Source organism: Streptomyces sp. NBC_00019, assembly GCF_045041015.1.
In the GTDB taxonomy this organism is placed as follows: Bacteria; Actinomycetota; Actinomycetes; order Streptomycetales; family Streptomycetaceae; genus Streptomyces.
On the sequence record NZ_CP108302.1, the window covers coordinates 8,382,636 to 8,405,583 of the forward strand.

Genomic DNA, 22,948 nt, shown 5'->3' on the forward strand with positions numbered 1-22,948 from the left:
ACACCACAACTGACCGAAAGTGAACGGGGGAAGCGGCATGGCTACGGGGGGATGGGGTCCCAGCACGGGACAGCCCGGCGGCAATGGACCGGGCGGACAGGGCTGGGGCCCGCCGCCCGGAGCGCCGGCCAACAACCCCTACGTACCACCACAGGCGCCGTACCCGCCGCAGAACCCGTATCCGCCGCAGAACCCGTACCCCTACGTGCCCCCGGCCCCCGTGCCCGGCCGCGCGCCGCGCCGCCGCAGCCGTCTGTGGTTCCTCTCCGCGCCCTACCTCGTCACCGCCATCCTCCGCTCCGCGCACCGCGTCGCGGTCCGTTTCTTCGTGCAGGAGGGCGACGGCCGGATCGAGGACCGCACCGTGGACCGCGTCCAGGTGGCCCGCACCGTGCTCGGCGCTGTTGCCACGGTCGCCCTGTTCCTGGCCTATGGCACGGAGAAGGACGGCTGGGAGGATGCCGCGACCGGTGGCGTCGCCAACATGATCATCGCCCCGGTCCTGCTGATCGTCGGCGGCCCGCTGGTCATCCTCGCCTTCGTCTTCTACGCGCCCCCGCACCTGAGGCCCCATCTGCGCTCCAGGCTCCATGCCCCGTTGAAGGCGGTCGGCTGGTACCTGCTGACCGTGCTCGTCCTCGTGGGGACCCTCCTGGGAGTCGGTCAGGCGGCCAAGACCGACCTGAACGGGTGGCAGGGCTTTCTGGTGGGGCTCACGGGGCTGGCCGTGCTGGCCTGGGGCATCCCCTTCTTCCTCCTGGCGTCGCTGTACTCCGCGCGCAGCGCGTTCAACACCGCCCACGTCCATCCGATGCTGCCGCCCGTGGTGACCGTGGCACTGGTGTGGGTGCTCGCCGTCTTCAACGCGATCGACAGCGGCATGCCCCAGGGGCCGCCGGCCGTGCAGTACTGCTCGCTGCTGGGCGGCCCGCTGACCGTGACGGCCGTCTCGCTGTGGGAGATGCGAAGGATGCGGACCCGGTTCGGGGTGACCGTCCGTGGCGCGGCCCCCGTCCCCGTCCTTCGGTGAAGGCCGTGTGAGTATTCGCCGGTGATGTCCGGGAGCCAGGTGTGAGGAGTGGGGGCCCAGGGGCCGGGGATCAAGGAACGGCGGTTAGCGTGGAGCGGTGAGTGAGACGCAGACCCCCGCCCTCCAGTACCGCCTCGACGGCCCGGACGACGCCCCGGTCCTCATCCTGGGCCCCTCGCTCGGCACCACGTGGCACATGTGGGACCGGCAGGTTCCCGAGCTGGCCAAGCAGTGGCGGATCTTCCGGTTCGACCTGCCGGGGCACGGCGGCGCCCCCGCCTACCCGGCGGGCTCGGTCGGCGACCTCACCGCCCGGCTGCTCGCCACCCTCGACCGGCTCGGCATCCAGCGCTTCGGCTACGCGGGCTGTGCGCTCGGTGGCGCGGTCGGCCTGGAGCTGGCCCTGCGCCACCCGGCGCGGGTCGCCTCGCTCGCGCTGATCGCCGCCTCGCCGAGATTCGGCACGCCGGACGAGTTCCGCCAGCGAGGCGTGATCGTGCGGACGAACGGGCTCGACCCCATCGCCCGTACCTCCCCCGACCGCTGGTTCACCGGCGGGTTCGCCGCCGCGCAGCCCGCGATCACCGACTGGGCCGTGCAGATGGTCCGCACCACCGACCCGGGCTGCTACATCGCCGCCTGCGAGGCCCTCGCGGCCTTCGACATACGGGCCGACCTCGCCCACGTCGGCGTGCCCACCCTCGTCCTCGTCGGCTCCGACGACCAGGTCACCGGTCCGGCGGAGGCCCGTACGCTCGTCGCCGGCATCCCCGACGCACGGCTCGCCGTGGTGCCGGGCGCCTCCCACCTCGTACCGGTCGAGCAGCCCGCGGCCGTCACCGACCTCCTGGTCCGGCACTTCTCCACGGCCTGGCAGCCCGCCTTCGACTCCACCACCGGTCAGACGGCCATCCCGGCCGCCCCGCTCAAGCCGGTCCTGGCCGCCCCGCCGCAGGTCTCGCCGATCGCCGAGATCGCCCCCGCCGTACCGGCGCCCTTCGTGGGCGGGGGACGGCCCGACCCGTACGACGCCGGGATCAAGGTGCGCCGCGAGGTGCTCGGCGACGCGCACGTCGACCGGGCGCTGGCGCAGGCCGACGAGTTCTCCGGCGACTTCCAGGAGTTCGTCACCCGCTACGCCTGGGGCGAGATCTGGGACCGCCCCGGCCTCGACCGCCGCTCCCGCAGCTGTGTCACGCTCACCGCACTCGTCGCGGGCGGCCATCTGGAGGAGCTCGGCTTCCATGTCCGGGCCGCCCTGCGCAACGGGCTCACCCCGGTCGAGATCAAGGAGGTGCTGCTGCAGGCGGCGGTCTACTGCGGGGTGCCGGCGGCCAACAGCGCGTTCAAGGTGGCCCAGCAGGTCATACGGGAGGAGACGACTCCCGAGGAGTGAGCGCCTCAGCGGGGCAGCGGAACCACCAGGCTGAGCCGCCCCGGCGCCTCTTCCAGGAGGCAGGATGGAAGTCATGAAGCTCACGAAGATGTCGCACGCCTGTGTCCGCCTCGAGAAGGACGGACGCACGCTCGTCCTCGACCCCGGCGGGTTCAGCGAGGCGGACGCCGCGGTCGGGGCGGACGCGATCCTCGTCACGCACGAGCATCCCGACCACTTCGACGAGGAGCGGCTGCGCGTGGCCCTGGAGGCGAACCCGGCCGCCGAGATCTGGACCCTGAAGTCCGTCGCGGAGAAGATCGCCGGCGCCTTCCCGGGCCGGGTGCACACCGTAGGCCACGGCGACACCTTCACGGCGGCCGGCTTCGACGTCCAGGTGCACGGCGAGCTCCACGCCGTCATCCACCCGGACATCCCGCGCATCACCAACGTCGGCTACCTCGTCGACGGCGGCCGCGTCTTCCACCCCGGTGACGCCCTGACCGTCCCCGACCACACCGTCGAGACGCTGATGCTCCCGGTCATGGCCCCCTGGAGCAAGATCTCCGAGGTGATCGACTACGTCCGCGAGGTCAAGCCGCAGCGGGCGTACGACATCCACGACGCCCTTCTCACCGACCTCGCCCGCCCCATCTACGACAACCAGATCGGTGCGCTCGGCGGCTCGGAACATCTGCGGCTGGCGCCGGGGGAGAGCACGTCGCTGTGAGTGTCAGTGGCGCCCGGTAGGTTGTCAGGCATGCGCATCGCGACCTGGAACGTCAACTCGATCACCGCCCGCCTGCCGAGGCTCCTGGCCTGGCTGGAGAGCAGCGGCACCGACGTGCTCTGCCTCCAGGAGGCCAAGCTGGCCGAGGAGCAGTTCCCGTTCGACCAGCTGCGCGAGGCGGGCTACGAGGCGGCGGTCAACGCCACGGGCCGGTGGAACGGCGTGGCGGTGATCTCCCGCGTCGGCCTGGAGGACGTCGTCAAGGGCCTGTCCGGCGACCCCGGCTACGACGGCGCCCCCGAGCCCCGCGCCATCTCCGCGACCTGCGGCCCGGTCCGCGTCTGGTCGGTGTACGTGCCGAACGGCCGCGAGGTGGACCACCCGCACTACGCCTACAAGCTCCAGTGGTTCGAGGCCCTCAAGGCGGCCGTCGCGGGCGACGCGGCGGGCAGCCGCCCCTTCGCGGTCCTGGGCGACTACAACGTGGCGCCGACCGACGACGACGTCTACGACGTGGCCGCCTTCGAGGGCCTCACCCACGTCACCCCGGCCGAGCGCGCCGCCCTCACCTCCCTGCGCGAGGCTGGCCTGTCCGACGTGGTCCCGCGCCCCCTCAAGTACGACCACCCCTTCACGTACTGGGACTACCGCCAGCTCTGCTTCCCCAAGAACCGAGGCATGCGCATCGACCTCGTCTACGGCAACGAGCCGTTCGCGAAGGCCGTCAGCGACGCCTACGTGGACCGCGAGGAGCGCAAGGGCAAGGGCGCGTCGGACCATGCGCCCGTGGTCGTGGATCTCGACGTCTAGTCACTGCAACAGGCCGAGGTCCACGGACCCGGCGAGCGCCGCGAGACCCGTGTCTCCCGGGTGCAGATGGTCGCCGCTGTCGTACGCGGGCAGCATCCGTGCCGGGCGGTCCGGGTCGCGCATCACGCCGTCGAAGTCGAGGACGCCGTCGAACACACCGGCGTTCCGGATCCAGGCGTTCACCGCGACCCGCTCGCCGTCCACGGCGGCCGTGCAGCGTGCCTCGCCCTCGCAGGGCAGGATCGTCGCGGCCAGCATCCGCAGGCCGCGCGCACGGCCCCGGTCGGCGATCTCCCGCAGGCCCGCGATCACCTCGTCCGCCGTGGCGCCCCACCGCACGTCGTTGACGCCCTGGAAGACGACCGCCGTACGCGCCGACGTCTGCGCGAGGACATCTCGGTCGAACCGGTGCAGGGCGCTCACCCCGCCGGTGTCCGTGGAGACCCCGTCACCGGGATAGCGGTCGGTGACCACACGGTTCGCGGAGATCCCCTGGTTGAGCACGCCGTAGTGCGGCACCACATTCTGCGCCAGCAGTCGTGTGGCCAGCACATTGGGCCATCGCCGATCGGCGTCGACCGTCGACTTGTCCCCGTCGGTGATCGAGTCCCCGAGCAGCACCACGGACCCCGGCCCGCCGCCCACGTCCACCCCGGTCAGCAGCGGCCAGCTCGTCAGGACGGTGGTGTACGCCGTCGCCGAGCCGTCGGCCGTGTGGTCGCCCGCCTCGCTGACGTACGAGCGCTGCTGCGCGAGCCGGTGCACGGGCGCCGCCGTCACCGTCCCCGGCAGATGGAAGCTCACCAGCAGATTCGCGTCCGCGGGCACCTCGAAGTCGAGCGGATCGCTGAACACCTGCGCCCCCGCGGGCACCTCGGCGCCCACCGCACCCCGGAAGGCGACCGGCACCGGCACGTCCCGCGCCGCCGCACCGGCCTCCTGGACCGCCACCGTCGCACTCCCGATCCGCACGGGAGCCGCCGCGAAGGTGTTGTCGAACCGCAGCCGCACCCGCGGCCCGCCCACCGAGGAGTGCACCACGAGCCGCAGCGTCCGCTCGCTCCACGGCCCCACGGCCGGATACCCGGCGGTCGCGGCCGCCCAACTCCCGCTCCAGCCCGCAGTGGTGGCCCGCACCGACACCGCGAACACATGCAGGGCAGGCGAGTCGGGCAGCCGCACCGAGGCGACCTGGCGGCCGCGCGCGAGCGGGACCGTCACGACGTACAGCCGTGCCTTCTCGGCGAGTTGACCGCCGGGCGTGTTCACGTGCGGAAGGGCCACCGCCTTCGTGGCGAGCGGGCCGGTGCGCCAGTCGGGGGCGGTGAGCCGGTAGGAGGAGCTGCTGCCGTTCGCGTACGACACCCTGCCCGTACCCGTCACGTCGGCGCCGCCCGTGCCCGCCACCAGGAAGGCGAGTGCGTCGCCCCGGCCGCCGACGCGCACCGACTGCCCGGCGGCCCGTACGTTGTCCGGCTCGCCCGCCTCCCGGCGCGGCCAGGACAGCCGCGCCCCCTGCACGGTCGGCGTGCGGCCGGGCGTCCAGCCCGCGGCCGTGAGGTCCTGGGCCGACAGGGAGGCGCCCGACCCGTCGAAGTCCGCCGCGCCGGGCCGGGCGTCGTCGCTGACCGCCGTGTTGTCGAAGAGCCGCTCCAGCGGAAGCGGTTGCGCTCTCTCCGCTCGCCGCGGGGCACTTGCCTGTACCGGTCCTGCCGGCACCAGGACCGCGCACAGGGCGAGGGCGAGCGCGGACATCCGTACACCTCGGCGCACCTGGTTCCCCCGTTCAGCACCGGTCGGGACGAGACGAAAGACGCTCCGTGAAGTTAAGGAGGCACCGGTGGCGCGTCAACGAGCCATGCGCGAACTCGGCGTGAAGTCGCCCCGAATCGACTGCAGGCGCGCGCCTGTGGTGCTGGGGCGTGTGCCAATGACACGCTGGGCGTATGAAGATCCCTTTTCTGGGCAACCGGCGCAAGGAACCCGAGGTGCACGACGCCGAGGGCATCGCCGAGCTCCTCTCCGAATGTGAACTGCTGCGCCACCAGGCGTACCGCAGCGGTGTGCAACTGGACGACACCGTTGCCTCGTTGGAGGCGCTCGACCAGCTGGTGCCGCGGTGGCGGGACGACGCGGAGGTCCTGGAGTGGCTCGGCAACGACGCCGGGCTGTATCTCGGGACGGTGATCGTACGGACCGTGGAGGGGGCCCACTGGGGGATCCGCTCCGACGGGCAGCCGGTGATCCGGCTCGCCTCCGGCCGGGAGTTCGATGTCGTCGCCGACGGCCATGAGTGGGCGGCGAGCGGGGTGCCCGAACTCTCCCAGCTGTACGCCGAGGTGGCGGAGGCCTAGAGCGGGCGTATAAGCAAGGAGTAAATACGGCTAATGCCCGAAAAGTGCGTGTCGTGTATTAACTCCACTCTTGTCTGGATAGTTTGCGGCAATCGCGACACAGCTGAGAGTGGGTAGGGCTGGGCATGGCCGTCGATCCGTTGATCGAGCTGCGTGACGTCAACAAGTACTACGGGGAACTGCATGTCCTCCAGGACATCAACCTCACTGTCGGCAAGGGGGAGGTGGTCGTGGTCATCGGCCCGTCAGGGTCGGGAAAGTCGACCCTGTGCAGGGCGATCAACCGGTTGGAGACCATTCACTCCGGTGAGATCCAGCTGGACGGACAGCCGCTGCCGGAGGAGGGCAAGGCCCTCGCCAAGCTCCGCGCCGAGGTCGGCATGGTTTTCCAGTCCTTCAACCTCTTCGCCCACAAGACGGTCCTCCAGAACATCTCGCTGGCTCAGACCAAGGTCCGTAAGCGCAGGAAGGACGAGGCCGACAAGCGGTCCCGTCAGCTTCTCGACCGGGTGGGTCTCGCCTCCCAGGCGGACAAGTACCCGGCGCAGCTCTCCGGCGGCCAGCAGCAGCGTGTGGCCATTGCCCGCGCCCTCGCCATGGAGCCCAAGGCCCTGCTGTTCGACGAGCCGACCTCGGCCCTCGACCCGGAGATGATCAACGAGGTCCTGGAGGTCATGCGGCAACTCGCGCACGACGGCATGACCATGGTCGTCGTCACCCACGAGATGGGTTTCGCCCGTTCGGCCGCCAACCGCGTCGTGTTCATGGCCGACGGCCGTATCGTCGAGGACCGTGCCCCCGAGGAGTTCTTCACCAACCCGAACAGCGAGCGAGCGAAGGACTTCCTCTCCAAGATCCTCACGCATTGACCCGGGGGGAGTGCGACCCATGTTCCGCACCACACGTGTGTGCAAGGACCCGGTGGTCGGCCCCCATGCCGGCGACTTCCTCGCGTCGAACCTCGATTACGCTATGCCGTTCATCCCCGTGGTGACGGTGATCCCGCCGGGGACGCCGCTGCCGGGTGGGGATCCCCCTGCGGCCCCGAGACCGTAGGGGGGTGGCAGCTCACAGAGCCATACCCGCCCGGCGCCGGCCGGAGATCACTGCTCGCGCAGCGGAATCGACACGTACGACGGGTCGTTCGACGGCGAGGAGAAGGTCAGCCGCGCGCCGGACGGGTTGTGCTCGATGTAGAGCGGGTCGACCGTGTCGACGACCAGGGCGAGACGGTGCCCCGCCGGGACGTCGTAGGCCGTGGAGTACAGCTCCAGGTCGACGCCGAACGGCTTGCCGGGCGTCTGCCCGTGGAAGGTGTACGGCGCGTTGCTGACCAGCTTGCCGAGGCCGAGCGGCCCCACGTCGTACAGGTAGGCGACGAGGGTGCCGCTCTCCTTGGTGGGGGTGATTGTGGTGTGCAACTCGGTGGTGCCGCGCACCTGTTGGGCCGTCGGGTACTTCTCCGACTGCCATACGGCCGCCCAGGTGCGGGGGAGCAGGGGGATCGAGGCGACCGGGGGCAGCTTGGCGACCTGGTCGAGGATGCTGGACAGGAAGACGACCCCGCCGTCGGCGCCCGAGTCGACGTTGGTGCGGATCGTGGTGGTGCCGGACAGGGCGAGCTTCTTGCGGGTCGCGCCGACCGACTTCCAGTCCGGGTAGCCCTCGTAGCCGCCCGTGGAACGGGACTTGAGCCGAACGGGCCGCTCCTTGTCGATGCCGTTGGCCTCGCCCTTGAGGTAGTGGTCGAACCAGCGCTCGGTGTCGGTCCACACGTCGTTGGGCAGCCCCAGCAGACCGGTGAGCTCGGCGGTCGCGTGGTCGCCGGGGCGGAACTCCAGTCTCTTCGGACCGGTCAGCTTCTCGTAGAAGTCGGCGTACTGGTTGGGCGGGAAGATCGTGTCGCCCCAGGCGTTGGCCATCATGACCGCCGCGCCGTTCTTGTTCAGCTGATCCATATATGTGGCGGCCGAACGTTTCTTCCCCCAATTGACCATGTCCTGTTCCTTGGACAGGTCGGAGGCGTAGAAGTTGTCGAAGATCTCCCGGAGTTCGGCGCTCTGGCGCCCGGTGACCAGGCTCGCGCCGTCGAGGAGGGCCGAGGCCTGGACGTGCTGGGTGCGCCCCGAGTAGATCGAGTCGATCAGGTCGGCCCAGCCGCTGAGGGCGGCGACCGCCTTGACGCGCTTGTCCTGTGCGGCGGTGAGCAGGCTGATGCCGGCGCCGTACGAGACGCCCGCCATGCCGACGTTCCGGGCGTCGGCCGGGGTGTGGGCGAGCGCCCAGTCGATGACCTTGCGGGCGTCGGCTATGTCGGGCGGGCCCGCCACTTCTATCTCCCCGCCGGACTGCCAGAAGCCGCGCACGTTGTAACTGAGCACCACATAGCCGGAGTTCGCGAGTTTCTGGGCCTGCGCGAAGTACTCGACCTGGGGCAGGCCCCAGCTCGTGGGCAGCACGAGCAGCGGGTAGGCGCGGCTGCCGTCGGCGCCGGCCGGGGTGATGACGTTCGCCTTGAGGACGGTGCCGCCCTCGCCGGCGATGTCGACGAACCGGACGTCGTTCGTCGCGGCCTGTGCGGCGGGGGCCGTGCCGAGGACCCCACCGGCGATCAGGGTCGCGGAGACGGCGCCCACGGCGGTGGTGCGCAGGGCCTTGCGATGGTGTCCCACGGGTCACTCCTCACTCGTGTCAATGCAAAGTGACCCGACGGTAACCGCGGCTTCTTACCGTAGGTAACCCGTCGGTAAGTTACGCGGCAGTAACGATTGTTGTCATGTGAATGAATTCAGGAGGCGCGGTGGGAGTTGCGGGGAGCCGCGGGTGCCGGCAGCGGTGCCTGTGCGGCCCGGGTCACGTCCGCGATCAGCTCGGCGACGTCCGGGCCGTACGCCTGCGAGTTGACCACTTTCAACAGCAGGACGAACGTGTTGTTGCCGTACTTGCGGGACAGCCGCTCGTGGTTGCGGGCGAGGTAGCGGGTCGCGGCCTGGTTGGTGATCGCGGTCTGGCCGCTGAACAGGAAGACGGGCCGGGTCAGGCCGGGTTGCCCCGCCGTGAGCCGGGCCAGCAGCACGTATTCGGACAGGCCCTTCTCCATGCGGTAGCGCTCGCTGCCGATCTGGAAGGCGAGCCGGTCCGGGCCCGGTTCCGGGTCGGTGTTCACCCGCACCCCGGGCAGCATGGCGTGCATATGGGCCGCCATTCGCCGGTTGGATCCCGGGCCGCCGACACAGAACTCCGTGCGCTCCCCGAAGCCCTGCCGGGCCGTGTCCTGGGTGATCACCTCGGCATGCGCACCGCAGTCCTTGATGAGCGCGGAGAGCTCCAGGAGCGCGAAGACGTCGTAGCGGTGCACGGCGAGATCGGGGCTGCCGGCGTCGCGGTTGACGACGAGGAGGGACTCGGAGTTGTCCGGCAGTCCGAAGAACGCCTGCTTCTTACGGAGCTTGCGCTTCCACAGATAGGTGCGGGCCACCCAGCCGAGGGCGGCGCTGATGCCGGCCGCGACCACGCCCAGGACGATGTTGCGCACGTCGTCATTCATGGGCGCGCATGTTAGCGGGCCGACATGGCTGGTACGTACCCGTGTTCGAAGTGTGGCGTTCTCATGGCAGGTGCCCTGAATGGGGCTGTCGGGCCCCTGGTGTTGTGGTTACGCTGCGCGGACGGTCCCGGCCTGGAGGTACGCATGCGTCGCCCTGTCGCGCGGAAGCTTCTCGTCCTGGCGGTTTCGGCCGCCGTGGTGTCGGTCGGGGCGACAGCTCCGCCAGGGAGCTCCTCGACCACTCCGGCGCCGCGGAAGGTGCCCGTCGCCGTCGGCTACGGCGGTGCCGTCGCGAGCGTCGACCTCGACGCCTCCGCGGCCGGCATCGAGGTCCTGAAGAAGGGCGGCAACGCGGTCGACGCCGCCGTCGCCACGGCCGCCGCGCTCGGCGTCACCGAGCCCTACTCCTCCGGCATCGGAGGCGGCGGCTACTTCGTCTACTACGACGCCAAGTCCCGCAAGGTGCACACCATCGACGGACGGGAGACGGCTCCGCTGACGGCCGGCTCCGACCTGTTCGTCGAGAACGGCAAGGCGCTCGCCTTCGCGGACGCCGTCAGCAGCGGGCTGAGCGTCGGTACGCCGGGCACCCCCGCCACCTGGGCGACGGCGCTCGGCAAGTGGGGCAGCAAGAGACTCGGTACCGTCCTGAAGCCCGCCGAGCGGATCGCCCGCGACGGGTTCACCGTCGACGACACCTTCCGCACGCAGACCGCCGCCAACGAGACCCGGTTCCGCTACTTCCCGGACACCACGAAGCTGTTCCTGCCCGGCGGACAGCTCCCGGTCGTCGGCTCCACCTTCAAGAACCCCGATCTCGCCCGCACCTACGAGGAGTTGGGCAGGAAGGGCGTCGACGCCCTCTACCGCGGCGGCCTCGGGGACGAGATCGTCGACACCGTGAACCACCCTCCCGTGGACCCGGCCTCCGGCTGGAACGCCCGCCCGGGCGACCTGTCGGAGAAGGACCTCGCGGCCTACCGCGCGAAGCTCCAGGCGCCCACGAAGACCTCGTACCGCGGGCTCGGCGTCTACTCCATCGCACCCTCCTCCTCCGGCGGCACGACCGTCGGTGAAGCCCTCAACATCCTGGAGAACACCGACCTCTCGAAGGCGAGCGAGGTCCAGTACCTGCACCGGTACATCGAGGCCAGCCGCATCGCGTTCGCTGACCGGGGGCGCTGGGTGGGCGACCCCGCCTTCGAGGACGTACCGACGAAGGACCTGCTGTCGCAGAAGTACGCGGACTCCCGCGAGTGCCTCATCAAGGACGACGCGGTGCTGACGAGTCCGGTCGCGCCGGGTGATCCGCGCAATCCGGCGGCCTGCACCAGTGCGGGAACGGCGGCGCCGACGACGTACGAAGGTGAGAACACCACGCATCTGACGGTGGCCGACAAGTGGGGGAACGTCGTCTCCTACACGCTCACGATCGAGCAGACCGGTGGCAGCGGGATCACGGTGCCGGGGCGTGGGTTCATTCTGAACAACGAGCTGACGGACTTCTCCTTCGTCCCGGCCAACCCGGCCGTGCACGACCCGAATCTGCCGGGCCCGGGCAAGCGGCCGCGGTCCTCGATCTCGCCGACGATCGTGCTCGACCGGCACGACAAGCCTGTCGTGGCGCTCGGTTCGCCCGGCGGGGCGACCATCATCACCACCGTGCTGCAGACGCTGACGCGGTTCGTGGACCGGGGCGTGCCGCTCGTCGACGCGATCGCCGCGCCGCGGGCGAGCCAGCGGAACGCCGCGCAGACGGAGTTGGAGCCCGCGCTCTTCAACGACACGAGTCCCGGGAGCCTCAGGTCGCGGCTGGAGGCCATCGGGCACTCGTTCAGGCTGAACCCCGAGATCGGGGCGGCGACCGGTGTCCAGCGGCTGCCCGACGGGAAGTGGCTCGCGGCGGCGGAGACGGTACGACGGGGCGGCGGCTCGGCGCAGGTGGTGCACCCGGCGCCGTAGTCACAGCTCAGGGGTGGGCGTCTCGTCCTGCGTACGGAACGCGAGATGCCCGCCCTCCAGGTCCACCGTCACCCGGCCGCCTTCCTTCACACGGCTGTCCAGGAGCAGTCGGGACAGCTCGTTGTCCACCTCCCGCTGGATCGTGCGGCGCAGGGGACGGGCGCCGTACTCTGGCTGGTAGCCGCGCTGGGCGAGCCAGTCGACGGCCGTGTCCGTGAAGTCGACCGTGATGCCCTGGGCGTGGAGCATACGGCGGGTCCGGTCCAGGAGCAGGTTCGTGATCCGGCGGAGCTGCTCCTGCGTCAACTGGCGGAAGACCACGATCTCGTCGATGCGGTTCAGGAACTCCGGGCGGAAGTGCTCGCGCAGCGGCCGCAGGATCTGTTCGCGCCGGGCCTCCTCGTCGGCCTCGGCGCCGCCCGGGCCGAAGCCGATGCCGGCGCCGCGGCGGGTGATGGCCTCGGAGCCGAGATTGCTGGTCATCACCACGACCGTGTTGGTGAAGTCGACCGTGCGCCCCTGGGAGTCGGTGAGGCGGCCGTCGTCGAGGACCTGGAGGAGGATGTTGAAGACGTCCGGGTGCGCCTTCTCGACCTCGTCCAGCAGCAGGAGCGAGTACGGGTGCCGGCGGACGGCCTCGGTGAGCTGCCCGGCCTCCTCGTGGCCGACGTATCCGGGCGGGGCGCCGACCAGACGGCTGACGGTATGGCGTTCCTGGTACTCGCTCATGTCCAGGCGGACCATGCGCTCCTCGCTGCCGAACAGGGCCTCGGCGAGGGCGCGGGCGAGCTCGGTCTTGCCGACGCCGGTCGGGCCGAGGAAGAGGAAGCTGCCGATGGGGCGGTCGGGGCTGGCGAGCCCGGCGCGGGAACGCATGACCGCCTCGGCGACCACGCTCACCGCCTCCTCCTGGCCGACCACGCGCTGGTGGAGGTGCTCCTCCAGGCCGAGCAGCCGTTCCTTCTCCTCCTGGGTGAGGCTGGCGACCGGGATGCCCGTCTGCCGCGACACCACCTCGGCGACCGCCTCCCCGGTCACCTCCAGGTTCTGCCCCTCGTCGGCCTCGTCGTGCCCGGTGGCCTCACCGATCCGCTGCTTCAACTGCGTGATGCGGTCGCGCAGTTGCATGGCCTGCTCGTAACTCTCGTCGGCGACCGCCTGGTCCTTGTCCCGGGCCAGCTGCTCGACCTCGCGCTCCAGGGCCCGTACGTCCGTGCCCTTGGTGCGGGCGCGCAGCCGTACCCGGGCGCCGGCCTGGTCGATGAGGTCGATGGCCTTGTCGGGCAGCCGGCGGTCGGTGAGATAGCGGTCGGAGAGCTCCACGGCGGCCACCAGCGCCTCGTCGGCGTAGCGGACCTGATGGTGGGCCTCGTAGCGGTCGCTCAGCCCGCGCAGGATCTCCAGGGTGTCCGCGACGGACGGCTCCGGCACCAGGATCGGCTGGAAGCGGCGGGCCAGCGCCGCGTCCTTCTCGATCCGGCGGAACTCCTCCAGGGTGGTCGCGCCGACGATGTGCAGCTCGCCGCGGGCCAGGGCGGGCTTGAGGATGTTGCCGGCGTCCATCGAGGCGGCCTCACCGCCACCGCCCGCGCCGACGACGGTGTGCAGTTCGTCGATGAAGACGATCAACTCGTCCGAGTGGGCACGGATCTCGCCCACGATGTTGGTGAGCCGCTCCTCGAAGTCGCCCCGGTAGCGGGTGCCCGCGACCACCCCGGTCAGGTCCAGGGCGACCACGCGCCGCCCGATCAGCACGTCCGGCACATCGCTCTCGGAGATCCGCTGGGCGAGCCCCTCCACGATGGCGGTCTTGCCGACGCCCGCGTCTCCGATCAGCACCGGGTTGTTCTTGCCGCGCCGGGAGAGCACCTCGATGGTCTGCTCGATCTCCTCGTCGCGGCCGATCACCGGGTCGATCCGGCCCTGCTGGGCCAGCTCGGTGAGGTCACGGCTGTACTTGTCGAGGGTCGGGGTGCCGGTGGTGCGGGGCGCTTCGCTGCGCGGCTGCCCGGCGTCCGGTGCCGTCTCCGGCGGCAGGGGCGAGGGCGCGAAATGGGCGGAGTTGAGGATGTGCCCGGCCGCCGAGTCGGGGTTGGCGGCCAGCGCGCTGAGGACGTGCTCGGGGCCGATGTAACCGGTGCCGCGGGCCCGGGCCAGGTCGTGCGCGTCCAGCAGGGCGCGCTTGGCGGCCGGGGTCAGGGAGAGCGAGGTCGGCGGCGGGACCTCGCCCGGCGGGTGCTGCACCGGGCCGGACCGTTCGTCGATCTCCTCGGCGAGCTCGTCCGGATCCGCGCCGGCCCGGCTGAGCAGGCTCCGGGTCGGCTCGGCGGACAGCGCCGCCCGCAGCAGATGCTGGGTGTCCAGGTCCCGGCTGCCGTGCTCGGCGGCGTACTGGGCGGCACCCCGGACCAGCTCACGGGCGGGCTGGCTCAGCAGCCGGCCGATGTTGATCTGCCGGGGCCCGGGCCGGGGTCCGCCGAAGAACCGGGCGAGGAACTCGCCGAAGGGGTCGTAGCCTTCCGATCCATTGAAGCCGCTGGTCATGGCCGTTCCCATCCGGCCTCCCCGCAGGGCCCGGGGACGCCTCGCCGATCGACGTGCCGGGGTCGGGTAACCCGCGTGGGAGCCGGTTACACCTCTGGCCCGTCCTCGCCCGGACGACCCACCTGTGCCGCGGGCCAGGTGTACTCCACCTCGTCCACCACGAGGTCCGGGGCCAGCCACAGCGGGCGCTCGGCCGTGCGCAGGCCGCCTTGGCGCTCGTAGAACACGATCGCACGATCGTTGCCCCGCAGCACCTCCAGGAAGACGTCCCGCCCCGGGTGCGCGGCGGCCGCCCAGGCGAGGCCGCGGCGCAGCAGGCTCCGGCCGAGACCGGTGCCGACGCGATCCGGGCGGACATGCAGGTTGTCGACGTGGACCCGACCGTCCGCCGTGGTGCACAGGTAGACGAAACCGTGCAGCTCACCGTCCTCGTGCGCGACGAGAAGCAGACGGTCGGGGGCGAGCGAGGCCGTCCTGGCCCGCCACTGCTCCCGGTGCTCCCCGGCCACCGGGCCGTGCAGATAGGCGGCTGGCAGAAGCGCGGCGTACGCACTGCGCCAGCTGGCCGTGTGCAGAGCGGCGATACGGTCGGCGTCGGCGGCGGTCCCCGGTGCGATCGGCATGGGGCAGGGTAACTCCCGGTCGCCGCAGGGCTGTACGGGCGGTGAGCCGGTCGACCCGTACGCCGTGGGGATGCGGGGCGCGGCAGTCCGGGGTGGGGGATCTGTCCCATGCCGGGCCTCGGCCGCCTGCGGCTTCGCTGTCCGGCGGTGCGACAGATCTGCCCATCCCGGCCCCCGAGACCCCGGCCCCCGAGACCCCGGCCCCCGAGACCCCGGCCCCGGAGATCCGGCGCCCGTCAGTCCGCGCGCGCCGTCAGGATCCGCGGGCCCGTCTCCGTGATCGCCACCGTGTGTTCGGCGTGTGCCGCGCGTGAGCCGTCGTTGGTGCGCAGGGTCCAGCCGTCCGCGTCCGCGTGGTAGCCGTCCGTGCCGCCGCCGATCAGCATCGGCTCGATCGCCAGGACCATGCCGTGGCGCAGCTTCATGCCGCGGCCGGGGCGCCCTTCGTTGGGCACCCCCGGGTCCTCGTGCATCCGGCGGCCGATGCCGTGGCCGCCGAAGCCGTCCGGGATGCCGTACCCGCCCTGGCGGCACACCGTGCCGATCGCGTGCGCGATGTCGCCGATGCGGTTGCCGACGACGGCGGCCGCGATACCGGCGGCGAGGGCCCGCTCGGCCGTCTCGATCAGGCGTACGTCGGCCGGGCGCGGTGTGCCGACCGTGAAACTGAGCGCCGAGTCGCCGACCCAGCCGCCCAGTTCGGCGCCGAAGTCCATCGAGACGAGGTCGCCGTCGCGCAGCTTGTAGCCGGTCGGGATGCCGTGCACGATCGCGTCGTTCACGGAGGCGCAGAGGACGGCCGGGAAGGCGGTCGGCGCGAAGGAGGGCCGGTAGCCGAGGAAGGGCGAGGACGCGCCCGCCTCCCGCAGCACGTCGTGCGCCACCTCGTCCAGCTCCAGCAGGGAGACGCCCACGTCGGAGGCCTTGCGCACGGCCGTGAGGGCACGCCCCACGACCTGGCCGGCCTCGTACATGGCGTCGATCGATGTGTCCGTCTTCAGCTCCACCATGCCAATTACTATACCGGTATTAGAATGGTGTCATGGTGCGCACCCCACTGACCCAAGAAGAGCGTGAACGCGGCGAGCGGCTCGGCCGGTTTCTGCGCGAGGCCCGCGGCGGCCGCAGCATGGCCGACGTCGCGGCGCGTGCGGGCATCTCCGCGGAGACACTCCGGAAGATCGAGACCGGCCGGGCGCCGACGCCCGCGTTCTTCACGGTCGCAGCCCTGGCGGGAGTGCTGGGGCTGTCCATGGACGACCTCGTGGTGAGGTGTGTGCTGGTGCCTGCCTGACGGCGGGGCGCACAGCGGCGGACCGCCCGGTCGGGGATCTTTGCGCCCGGTTCGCAAAGCTGCTGTAGCCGCGCCGTAACACAACTGGTGTTTTCTACGGACCGGAGTACTCCGGTCTGGCGGGAGTTGTGCGATGGCAGTGGAACAACTCCCGGGTCGGGTGCGGGAGTTCGCGAACTACCTGAACGGTCTGCTGGCGCGCCTGGATCAGGGCGGCGGCTGGTGCGCGGTGTTCTGGCAGCGCGACCCCGACGGTGTGCGGGCCTGTCTCGAGGGGCGTGAAGTGCCGCCCTGGGACGTGGTGGAGGCACTGCTGCAGGACCTGGCCACCGAGTACGGCCCGGGTGCCGCCACTGCCGAGGCCGAACAGGTCAGGGCCCTGCATGCCGCGGCGCTGACCGCGTTCGACGCCCGGCCCGGCGGCCGGGACGCCCTCGGTGACCGACTCGACGTCATGCTCCGCGAACAGCGGTACGCCGCCGAACGCCAGGCGCAGTTGGGTCATTCGCTGGCCGCCGCCACCTCCCAGGAGCAGGCCGACGCCCTCCGCCTCGACCTCGCCTGGGCCCGCGACGACCACGAACGGGCGACCGTCCGGTGCGCGGAACTCCGTTCCCGGATACAGCGATTGGATCACCGCTCGGCGGAGGGCCAGGTCCAGGCGATCCGCCGCGGACGCATCGGCGGCGTGTTCCGTATCGAGAGCGAGTACGGCCCGGGCGACGCGGACCAGCGGGGCGGCCGGGCCCCGGACATGCCGCAACAGCGCGACGCGGGGACGGCGGCTGAGGCGGCGGGCCGGCGCGAGGACACGGGGTGGGGTGACGGGTGGGGCGGGCAGGGTGCCGGTTCCGCGGCCGGCGCCCACGACGCTCCGGAAGTCGCCGGTGGACCCGAGTGGGCCAAGGCTCCGGACCAGGTCACGGCTGGTCCCGGCGGCCCCGCCGCGGGTGCGTACGGGGACCCGGGCACCGTCGACGTGCCGCCCGCCCCCGTCGCCGAACCCACCCCCAAGCAGCGCAAACGCCGTCGTGGCGGCGCCCGCTTCGCCGGGATCGCCGAGGAGGAGACCGCCCCCGTCGTCGTACCGCCCGCCGCCGAACCCACCCTGCCCGCGCCCGCCGCCCGCACCCGCCGTACTCCGCGAGGTGCCCGGTTCGCCGGGGCCGCGGACGAGCCCGAGGCGAGCCCGGAGCCGCAGGCCGAGCCGGTGGACGAGGGGGCCGGGCGGGAGGTCGTACAGACGGTCCAGACGCTGGTGCGGCTGCGCGCGGAGGGACGCAGCGGCGAGGCGCACGCGCTGCTCGTCGAGGCCGCCCACTGGCCCGCCGCCCGCTTCCCCCGGCTCGCCGGCGAACTGCAGCGGGCCGGGCTCGGACACGACTGGGCGAGCCTGCTGTGGGAGGCCGCCTCGCTGCCCGCCGACCGGCTGGTCGCCGCGGCGGACGCGCTGGTCGAGGCCGGGCGCGTCGGCGACGGTGAGCAGATCCTGCGCCAGGGCGTGGCCCGGCCCGCCGAGGAGATCGGCGCCGCCGTGCTGGGTCTGACCGCCGAGGGCCGCCGCCGCGAGGTGCGCGCGCTGCTCGACGCCTACGTCCGCGTCCGTACCCCTGAGGAAGCGGCCCGCAGCGCCGCCCCCGGCCCGGGGACCCTCGTACCGCTACTGCTGGAGGCTGCCCGGGGTGTCTCGGAGGAGCGCCACTGGGACCTCGTCCACGCACTGAGGGTCGCCGGCTTCACCGCCTGACCGGCGGGGTCGATCACCCACGAGAGTGTGAAACGTGATCGACTCAGCGGGTTAACGACGATGGTCTTGGCAAGGCTCCCGGGGAGGCTTACTTTCGACCCTCTACGGCCTGCATCTACGGGCGTAGAGGCTCTGAGGTCCCGTCGAAGGAGCAGCTCATGGCCAACGTCGTACGTGCCGCCCTGGTCCAGGCCACCTGGACCGGCGACACCGAGTCCATGGTGGCGAAACACGAGGAGCACGCCCGGGAGGCGGCCCGGCAGGGTGCGAAGATCATCGGGTTCCAGGAGGTCTTCAACGCCCCCTACTTCTGTCAGGTCCAGGAACCCGAGCACTACCGCTGGGCCGAGCCGGTGCCCGACGGACCGACCGTCGTTCGTATGCAGGAGCTCGCCCGCGAGACCGGCATGGTGATCGTCGTACCGGTCTTCGAGGTCGAGCAGTCCGGCTTCTACTACAACACCGCGGCCGTGATCGACGCCGACGGCACCTTCCTCGGCAAGTACCGCAAGCACCACATCCCCCAGGTCAAGGGCTTCTGGGAGAAGTACTACTTCAAGCCGGGCAACGTCGGCTGGCCCGTCTTCGACACCGCCGTGGGCAAGGTCGGCGTCTACATCTGCTACGACCGGCACTTCCCGGAGGGCTGGCGGCAACTCGGCCTCAACGGCGCCCAGTTGGTCTACAACCCGTCGGCCACCCACCGCGGGCTCTCCTCCCACCTCTGGCGCCTGGAACAGCCCGCCGCGGCCGTCGCCAACGAGTACTACATCGCCGCGATCAACCGGGTCGGTGTCGAGGAGTACGGCGACAACGACTTCTACGGCACGTCGTACTTCGTGGACCCGCGCGGCCAGTTCGTGGGGGACACCGCCAGCGACAAGGTGGAGGAACTTCTCGTCCGGGACCTCGACTTCGACCTCATCGAAGAGGTACGGCAACAGTGGGCCTTCTACCGGGACCGACGGCCCGACGCCTACGAAGGGCTGGTGCAGCCGTGACCGACAAGGACCTGCTGGGCCGCCACCGGTCCGTCCTGCCCGACTGGCTCGCCCTCTATTACCAGGACCCGCTGGAGATCACCCACGGCGAGGGCCGCCACGTCTGGGACGCCGCGGGCAACAAGTACCTCGACTTCTTCGGCGGCATCCTGACCACGATGACCGCCCACGCGCTGCCCGAGGTCACCAAGGCGGTGAGCGAACAGGCCGGGAGGATCATCCACTCGTCCACGCTCTACCTCAACCGGCCCATGGTGGAACTGGCCGAGAGGATCAGCCAGCTGTCCGGCATCCCGGACGCCCGGGTCTTCTTCACCACCTCCGGCACCGAGGCCAACGACACCGCCCTGATGCTCGCCACCACCTACCGGCGCAGCAACACGATCCTGGCGATGCGCAACAGCTACCACGGCCGCTCCTTCAGCGCGGTCGGCATCACCGGCAACCGCGGCTGGTCGCCGACCTCGCTCTCCCCGCTCCAGACCCTGTACGTCCACGGTGGCGTGCGGACGCGCGGCCCGTACGCCTCCCTCGGCGACGACGAGTTCATCGCGGCCTGCGTCGACGACCTGACCGACCTGCTCGGCCACACCCGCCCGCCCGCCGCCCTGATCGCCGAGCCCATCCAGGGCGTCGGCGGCTTCACCTCACCGCCGGACGGCCTGTACGCCGCCTTCCGCGAGGTGCTCGCCGAGCGCGGCATCCTGTGGATCGCCGACGAGGTGCAGACCGGCTGGGGCCGTACCGGCGACCACTTCTGGGGCTGGCAGGCGCACGCCTCCTCGGGTCCGCCCGACATCGTCACCTTCGCCAAGGGCATCGGCAACGGCATGTCCATCGGCGGGGTCGTGGCCCGCGCCGAGATCATGAACTGCCTGGACGCCAACAGCATCTCCACCTTCGGCGGCACCCAGGTCACCATGGCGGCCGGCCTCGCCAACCTGTCGTACCTCCTGGAACACGACCTCCAGGGCAACGCCCGGCGCGTCGGCGGGCTGCTCATCGAGCGGCTGCGGGCCGTCACCGCGCAGATTCCCGGCGTACGGGAAGTGCGCGGGCGCGGGCTGATGATCGGCATCGAGCTGGTCCGACCCGGCACCGACCGGGCCGACCCCGATGCGGCGAGTGCCGTCCTGGAGGCGGCCCGCGAGGGCGGGCTGCTGCTCGGCAAGGGCGGCGGCCACAACACCAGCGCGCTGCGGGTCGCACCGCCCCTGTCCCTCACCGTCGCGGAGGCCGAGGAGGGCGCCGCGATCCTCGAGAACGCTCTGAGGAGCATCCAGTAGCAGTACGGGCAGCAGGACAGAGCAAGGGAACGACCGCCATGACCACCGCCTTGGACCACCTGGAACCGGCCCTGTCCGTACGCCAGGTCCTCACCCTGGAACGGGTGCTCGCCGGGGAACCCGAGGTGGTGGCCGGCGCGGCCCAGCTCGACCGGGCCGTGCGCTGGGTGCATGTCGCCGAGGCACCCGACGTCGGCGTCATGCTCACCGGCGGGGAGATGGTCCTCACCACCGGGGTGCTGCTCGCCGGTGACGAGGGCGCCCAGGCCGAGTACATCCAGTCCCTGCACCGCGCGGAGGCCGCCGCGGTCGTCCTGGGCCTGGGGCGGGCGTTCCCGGCCCCGCCGGACGTGATGCGGCGGGCCGCCGAGCGGTGCGGGCTGCCCATGGTCGTCCTCCACCGGCCCTTCCCCTTCGCCGCGTTGACCGAGGAGGTGCAGTCCCGGCTGGTACGGCGGAAGTTCGCCGCGGTCAGCCTCTCCGAGGCCGTACGCACCAGCCTCACCGGACTCATCACCGCCGGCGCCCCGCTGCAACGGCTCCTCGACGACGTCGCCCAGCACAGCGCCTGTCCGGTCGTCGTCACCAACCTCGCCCACCGCGTCCTCGCCACGGCGGGGGAGCGGTCGGCCGTGGACGACGTGCTGCGGGACTGGGAGCGCATCGCCCGCCAGGCCGGCGGCAGCGAGGGCGACGGCTGGATCCGGGCCGAGCTGGGCGGGCGCGGGGAGCGGTGGGGGCAGATCCTGCTGTGCGGGTACCGCGGGGACACCGCCACCGGGCGGCTGCTCGCCGACCGGGCCGCCGAGGCCCTCGTCCTGCACCGCATGCTCGCCGGGAACTCCGCCCACACCTGGGAGGAGCAGTCCGCGCAGAGCCTGCTGACCGACCTGGTCAGCGGGGTCGTACCGGCCAGACAGCTGCTGCCGCGGGCGCGGGCGGCCGGGCTGCCCGTCAACCGGCGGACCTTCGTGCCGCTGGTCGTCAGGGACGGTGATCCGGCCGAACTCGACCGGGTGCTACGGCTGTTGGGGCTGCCCGGCATCGTCGCCGAACTCGCCGACGGCGCGACCGCCGTACTGCTGAGCCTGGCCCGGGACCAGGACGCCTCGGTCCTGACGGCGAACTTCGCGGCCCGGCTGCCGGAGACGGTGGTGGCGGCCGCCGACCCCCGTACGGCCTGGGACGACGTCCCCGCCGGGATGCGCGAGGCCCGGCATGTCGCGGACGCCGTCGCTTCCGGAGTACTCGACCTCCCGGCCGTCGTACGCCTCAAGGACGTTCATCTGCGCGGTCTGATACGGCTGTTGCGCGACGACCCGCAGGTGCAGTCCTTCGCGGAGCGGGAACTGGACGGACTGCTCTGCGGGGCGGGCGAGGACCTGCTCGCCGTCCTGCGGACGTATCTGGCCACCGGCCGCAACAAGTCCCGCACCGCCCAGCTCCACCACGTCTCGCGCCCCGCGCTGTACCGGCGCCTCGAAGCGATACAGACCCGGCTCGGTGTGGACCTCGACGACTTCGAGCAGGCCGCCTCGGTGCACATCGCACTCCTCGCGCATGACGCGCAACAGGGCTGAAACATGCCACGACCTGGGAAAACGGCGGTGAAACATGGGCCCACGACAGGGTGACACCGTGGCACGCCGAACGTCCTCAGACGTGACACCGTGCAACTCAAAGCCTGCTTTCGGACTTTCTAGCCTTCTCGCACACCTAGCGACCGGAGGTCCCGATGAGCAGAGTGATTCGTGCCGCCCTTTTCCAGACCGCGTGGACGGGCGACAAGGAGTCGATGATCCAGGTACACGAGCAGGCGGCCCGCGACGCGGCCGCGCAGGGCGCTCAGGTCCTGTGCTTCCAGGAGCTGTTCTACGGGCCGTACTTCTGCCAGGTCCAGGACAAGGCGTTCTACGAGTACGCCGAGCAGATCCCGGACGGGCCGATCGTCAAGCGATTCCAGGCGCTGGCCAAGGAGTTGGGGATCGTCCTCGTCCTGCCGATGTACGAGGAGGAGCAGCCCGGCGTCCTCTACAACACCGCCGCCGTGATCGACGCGGACGGCTCGTACCTCGGCAAGTACCGCAAGCACCACATCCCCCAGGTGCCTGGGTTCTGGGAGAAGTTCTACTTCCGTCCCGGCAACCTGGGATGGCCGATCTTCGACACCAAGGTCGGGAAGATCGGCGTCTACATCTGCTACGACCGCCACTTCCCGGAGGGCTGGCGGGCGTTGGGCCTCGCGGGCGCCGAGATCGTCTTCAACCCCTCGGCCACCTCACGCGGCCTGTCCGCCTACCTGTGGCAGCTGGAGCAGCCGGCCGCGGCCGTCGCCAACGAGTACTTCGTCGGCGCGATCAACCGGGTCGGTGTCGAGGAGCTCGGCGACAACGACTTCTACGGGACGACCTACTTCGTCGACCCGGAGGCGCAGTTCGTGGGCGAGGTGGCCTCCGACAAGGAGACCGAGCTCGTGGTCCGCGACCTCGACCTCAACAAGCTCCGCGAAGTGCGCGACCGCTGGCAGTTCTTCCGCGACCGCCGTCCCGACGCGTACGCCCCGCTGACCGCCCCGTAACCGTCCTGGACCGCCGTCGGTCCGGAGCACGGGGGCCGGACCGGCGGTATCGATCGACTCGTACGAC

The 22,948-nt window shown here is 71.3% G+C and carries 19 protein-coding genes; 13 read left to right on the forward strand and 6 right to left on the reverse strand.

Features of this window, described 5'->3' with window-relative positions:
* Positions 1-37: 37 nt before the first annotated feature.
* From OHU89_RS38835 to OHU89_RS38850, 4 genes are all read left to right on the forward strand, one after another.
* Positions 38-1,030, forward strand: a complete 993-nt coding sequence (locus OHU89_RS38835; protein WP_405649618.1) for a hypothetical protein — start codon at positions 38-40, stop codon at positions 1,028-1,030.
* A 97-nt stretch (positions 1,031-1,127) separates the two neighbouring features.
* Positions 1,128-2,426 carry a 4-carboxymuconolactone decarboxylase gene (pcaC, locus tag OHU89_RS38840; RefSeq protein WP_266886198.1) on the forward strand — a complete coding sequence of 433 codons (1,299 nt, stop codon included), beginning with the start codon at positions 1,128-1,130 and terminating at the stop codon, positions 2,424-2,426.
* Positions 2,427-2,499: 73 nt separating this feature from the next.
* The gene (locus OHU89_RS38845; RefSeq protein WP_405649620.1) at positions 2,500-3,135 is read left to right on the forward strand and encodes an MBL fold metallo-hydrolase; all 636 of its coding nucleotides are present in this window, start codon (positions 2,500-2,502) and stop codon (positions 3,133-3,135) included.
* A 30-nt stretch (positions 3,136-3,165) separates the two neighbouring features.
* Positions 3,166-3,945 (forward strand): exodeoxyribonuclease III, encoded by a 780-nt coding sequence (locus tag OHU89_RS38850; protein ID WP_405649622.1) that lies wholly within the window; start codon positions 3,166-3,168, stop codon positions 3,943-3,945.
* Here OHU89_RS38850 and OHU89_RS38855 read toward each other — a convergent pair whose 3' ends face one another.
* Positions 3,946-5,700 (reverse strand): SGNH/GDSL hydrolase family protein, encoded by a 1,755-nt coding sequence (locus OHU89_RS38855; RefSeq protein ID WP_405649624.1) that lies wholly within the window; start codon positions 5,698-5,700, stop codon positions 3,946-3,948.
* A gap of 191 nt (positions 5,701-5,891) precedes the next feature.
* Here OHU89_RS38855 and OHU89_RS38860 point away from each other — a divergent pair, with 191 nt between their 5' ends.
* Positions 5,892-6,299 carry a DUF6278 family protein gene (locus tag OHU89_RS38860; RefSeq protein ID WP_266886190.1) on the forward strand — a complete coding sequence of 136 codons (408 nt, stop codon included), beginning with the start codon at positions 5,892-5,894 and terminating at the stop codon, positions 6,297-6,299.
* A gap of 125 nt (positions 6,300-6,424) precedes the next feature.
* Positions 6,425-7,168 carry an amino acid ABC transporter ATP-binding protein gene (locus tag OHU89_RS38865; RefSeq protein ID WP_405649626.1) on the forward strand — a complete coding sequence of 248 codons (744 nt, stop codon included), beginning with the start codon at positions 6,425-6,427 and terminating at the stop codon, positions 7,166-7,168.
* A 234-nt stretch (positions 7,169-7,402) separates the two neighbouring features.
* On the opposite strand, the gene OHU89_RS38870 is transcribed toward OHU89_RS38865, so the two are convergent.
* Together OHU89_RS38870 and OHU89_RS38875 are read right to left on the reverse strand one after the other, a co-directional pair.
* On the reverse strand, positions 7,403-8,971 hold the full coding sequence (locus OHU89_RS38870) for an alpha/beta fold hydrolase (protein ID WP_405649628.1): 1,569 nt from the start codon (positions 8,969-8,971) through the stop codon (positions 7,403-7,405).
* A 116-nt stretch (positions 8,972-9,087) separates the two neighbouring features.
* The gene (locus OHU89_RS38875; RefSeq protein ID WP_267014475.1) at positions 9,088-9,846 is read right to left on the reverse strand and encodes a hypothetical protein; all 759 of its coding nucleotides are present in this window, start codon (positions 9,844-9,846) and stop codon (positions 9,088-9,090) included.
* Positions 9,847-9,990: 144 nt separating this feature from the next.
* Between OHU89_RS38875 and ggt the strand changes: the two genes are divergently transcribed.
* On the forward strand, positions 9,991-11,808 hold the full coding sequence (ggt, locus tag OHU89_RS38880) for a gamma-glutamyltransferase (RefSeq protein WP_405649631.1): 1,818 nt from the start codon (positions 9,991-9,993) through the stop codon (positions 11,806-11,808).
* Here the strand turns inward: ggt and OHU89_RS38885 are convergent, their stop codons facing one another.
* The 3 genes from OHU89_RS38885 to map all read right to left on the reverse strand — a co-directional run bounded on the left by OHU89_RS38885 (position 11,809) and on the right by map (position 15,985).
* A complete protein-coding gene (locus OHU89_RS38885; protein WP_405654835.1) occupies positions 11,809-14,352 on the reverse strand; it encodes an ATP-dependent Clp protease ATP-binding subunit in 2,544 nt (847 codons plus the stop codon). It lies immediately after the preceding gene.
* A gap of 86 nt (positions 14,353-14,438) precedes the next feature.
* Positions 14,439-14,975: a GNAT family N-acetyltransferase gene (locus tag OHU89_RS38890; protein WP_405649633.1), complete on the reverse strand. Its 537-nt coding sequence runs from the start codon at positions 14,973-14,975 to the stop codon at positions 14,439-14,441.
* Between the two features lie 236 nt (positions 14,976-15,211).
* Positions 15,212-15,985 (reverse strand): type I methionyl aminopeptidase, encoded by a 774-nt coding sequence (gene map / locus OHU89_RS38895; protein WP_405649635.1) that lies wholly within the window; start codon positions 15,983-15,985, stop codon positions 15,212-15,214.
* Between the two features lie 32 nt (positions 15,986-16,017).
* Between map and OHU89_RS38900 the strand changes: the two genes are divergently transcribed.
* The 6 genes from OHU89_RS38900 (at position 16,018) to OHU89_RS38925 (ending at position 22,881) form a co-directional block, all read left to right on the forward strand.
* On the forward strand, positions 16,018-16,269 hold the full coding sequence (locus tag OHU89_RS38900; RefSeq protein WP_405649637.1) for a helix-turn-helix domain-containing protein: 252 nt from the start codon (positions 16,018-16,020) through the stop codon (positions 16,267-16,269).
* A gap of 133 nt (positions 16,270-16,402) precedes the next feature.
* The gene (locus tag OHU89_RS38905; RefSeq protein WP_405649638.1) at positions 16,403-18,016 is read left to right on the forward strand and encodes a hypothetical protein; all 1,614 of its coding nucleotides are present in this window, start codon (positions 16,403-16,405) and stop codon (positions 18,014-18,016) included.
* 158 nt (positions 18,017-18,174) lie between these two features.
* Positions 18,175-19,017: a nitrilase-related carbon-nitrogen hydrolase gene (locus OHU89_RS38910; protein ID WP_266886172.1), complete on the forward strand. Its 843-nt coding sequence runs from the start codon at positions 18,175-18,177 to the stop codon at positions 19,015-19,017.
* Positions 19,014-20,303, forward strand: coding sequence for an aspartate aminotransferase family protein (locus OHU89_RS38915; protein ID WP_405649640.1), 1,290 nt, complete (start codon positions 19,014-19,016; stop codon positions 20,301-20,303). The genes OHU89_RS38910 and OHU89_RS38915 overlap by 4 nt, the downstream gene beginning before the upstream one ends.
* Positions 20,304-20,341: 38 nt before the next feature.
* Positions 20,342-21,883: a PucR family transcriptional regulator gene (locus OHU89_RS38920; RefSeq protein WP_405649642.1), complete on the forward strand. Its 1,542-nt coding sequence runs from the start codon at positions 20,342-20,344 to the stop codon at positions 21,881-21,883.
* A 155-nt stretch (positions 21,884-22,038) separates the two neighbouring features.
* Positions 22,039-22,881 (forward strand): nitrilase-related carbon-nitrogen hydrolase, encoded by an 843-nt coding sequence (locus tag OHU89_RS38925; RefSeq protein ID WP_266886166.1) that lies wholly within the window; start codon positions 22,039-22,041, stop codon positions 22,879-22,881.
* Positions 22,882-22,948 lie beyond the last annotated feature (67 nt).

Excerpts from the sequence above, each read along its gene's own strand:
- OHU89_RS38865 (WP_405649626.1), top strand. The coding sequence starts at position 6,425 with ATGGCCGTCGATCCGTTGATCGAGCTGCGTGACGTCAACAAGTACTAC.
- OHU89_RS38905 (WP_405649638.1), top strand. The coding sequence starts at position 16,403 with ATGGCAGTGGAACAACTCCCGGGTCGGGTGCGGGAGTTCGCGAACTAC.
- OHU89_RS38925 (WP_266886166.1), top strand. The coding sequence starts at position 22,039 with ATGAGCAGAGTGATTCGTGCCGCCCTTTTCCAGACCGCGTGGACGGGC.
- ggt (WP_405649631.1), top strand. The coding sequence starts at position 9,991 with ATGCGTCGCCCTGTCGCGCGGAAGCTTCTCGTCCTGGCGGTTTCGGCC.
- OHU89_RS38835 (WP_405649618.1), top strand. The coding sequence starts at position 38 with ATGGCTACGGGGGGATGGGGTCCCAGCACGGGACAGCCCGGCGGCAAT.
- OHU89_RS38875 (WP_267014475.1), bottom strand. The coding sequence starts at position 9,846 with ATGAATGACGACGTGCGCAACATCGTCCTGGGCGTGGTCGCGGCCGGC.
- OHU89_RS38890 (WP_405649633.1), bottom strand. The coding sequence starts at position 14,975 with ATGCCGATCGCACCGGGGACCGCCGCCGACGCCGACCGTATCGCCGCT.
- OHU89_RS38920 (WP_405649642.1), top strand. The coding sequence starts at position 20,342 with ATGACCACCGCCTTGGACCACCTGGAACCGGCCCTGTCCGTACGCCAG.
- OHU89_RS38910 (WP_266886172.1), top strand. The coding sequence starts at position 18,175 with ATGGCCAACGTCGTACGTGCCGCCCTGGTCCAGGCCACCTGGACCGGC.
- OHU89_RS38850 (WP_405649622.1), top strand. The coding sequence starts at position 3,166 with ATGCGCATCGCGACCTGGAACGTCAACTCGATCACCGCCCGCCTGCCG.
- OHU89_RS38860 (WP_266886190.1), top strand. The coding sequence starts at position 5,892 with ATGAAGATCCCTTTTCTGGGCAACCGGCGCAAGGAACCCGAGGTGCAC.
- OHU89_RS38855 (WP_405649624.1), bottom strand. The coding sequence starts at position 5,700 with ATGTCCGCGCTCGCCCTCGCCCTGTGCGCGGTCCTGGTGCCGGCAGGA.
- OHU89_RS38845 (WP_405649620.1), top strand. The coding sequence starts at position 2,500 with ATGAAGCTCACGAAGATGTCGCACGCCTGTGTCCGCCTCGAGAAGGAC.
- OHU89_RS38885 (WP_405654835.1), bottom strand. The coding sequence starts at position 14,352 with ATGACCAGCGGCTTCAATGGATCGGAAGGCTACGACCCCTTCGGCGAG.
- OHU89_RS38900 (WP_405649637.1), top strand. The coding sequence starts at position 16,018 with ATGGTGCGCACCCCACTGACCCAAGAAGAGCGTGAACGCGGCGAGCGG.
- map (WP_405649635.1), bottom strand. The coding sequence starts at position 15,985 with ATGGTGGAGCTGAAGACGGACACATCGATCGACGCCATGTACGAGGCC.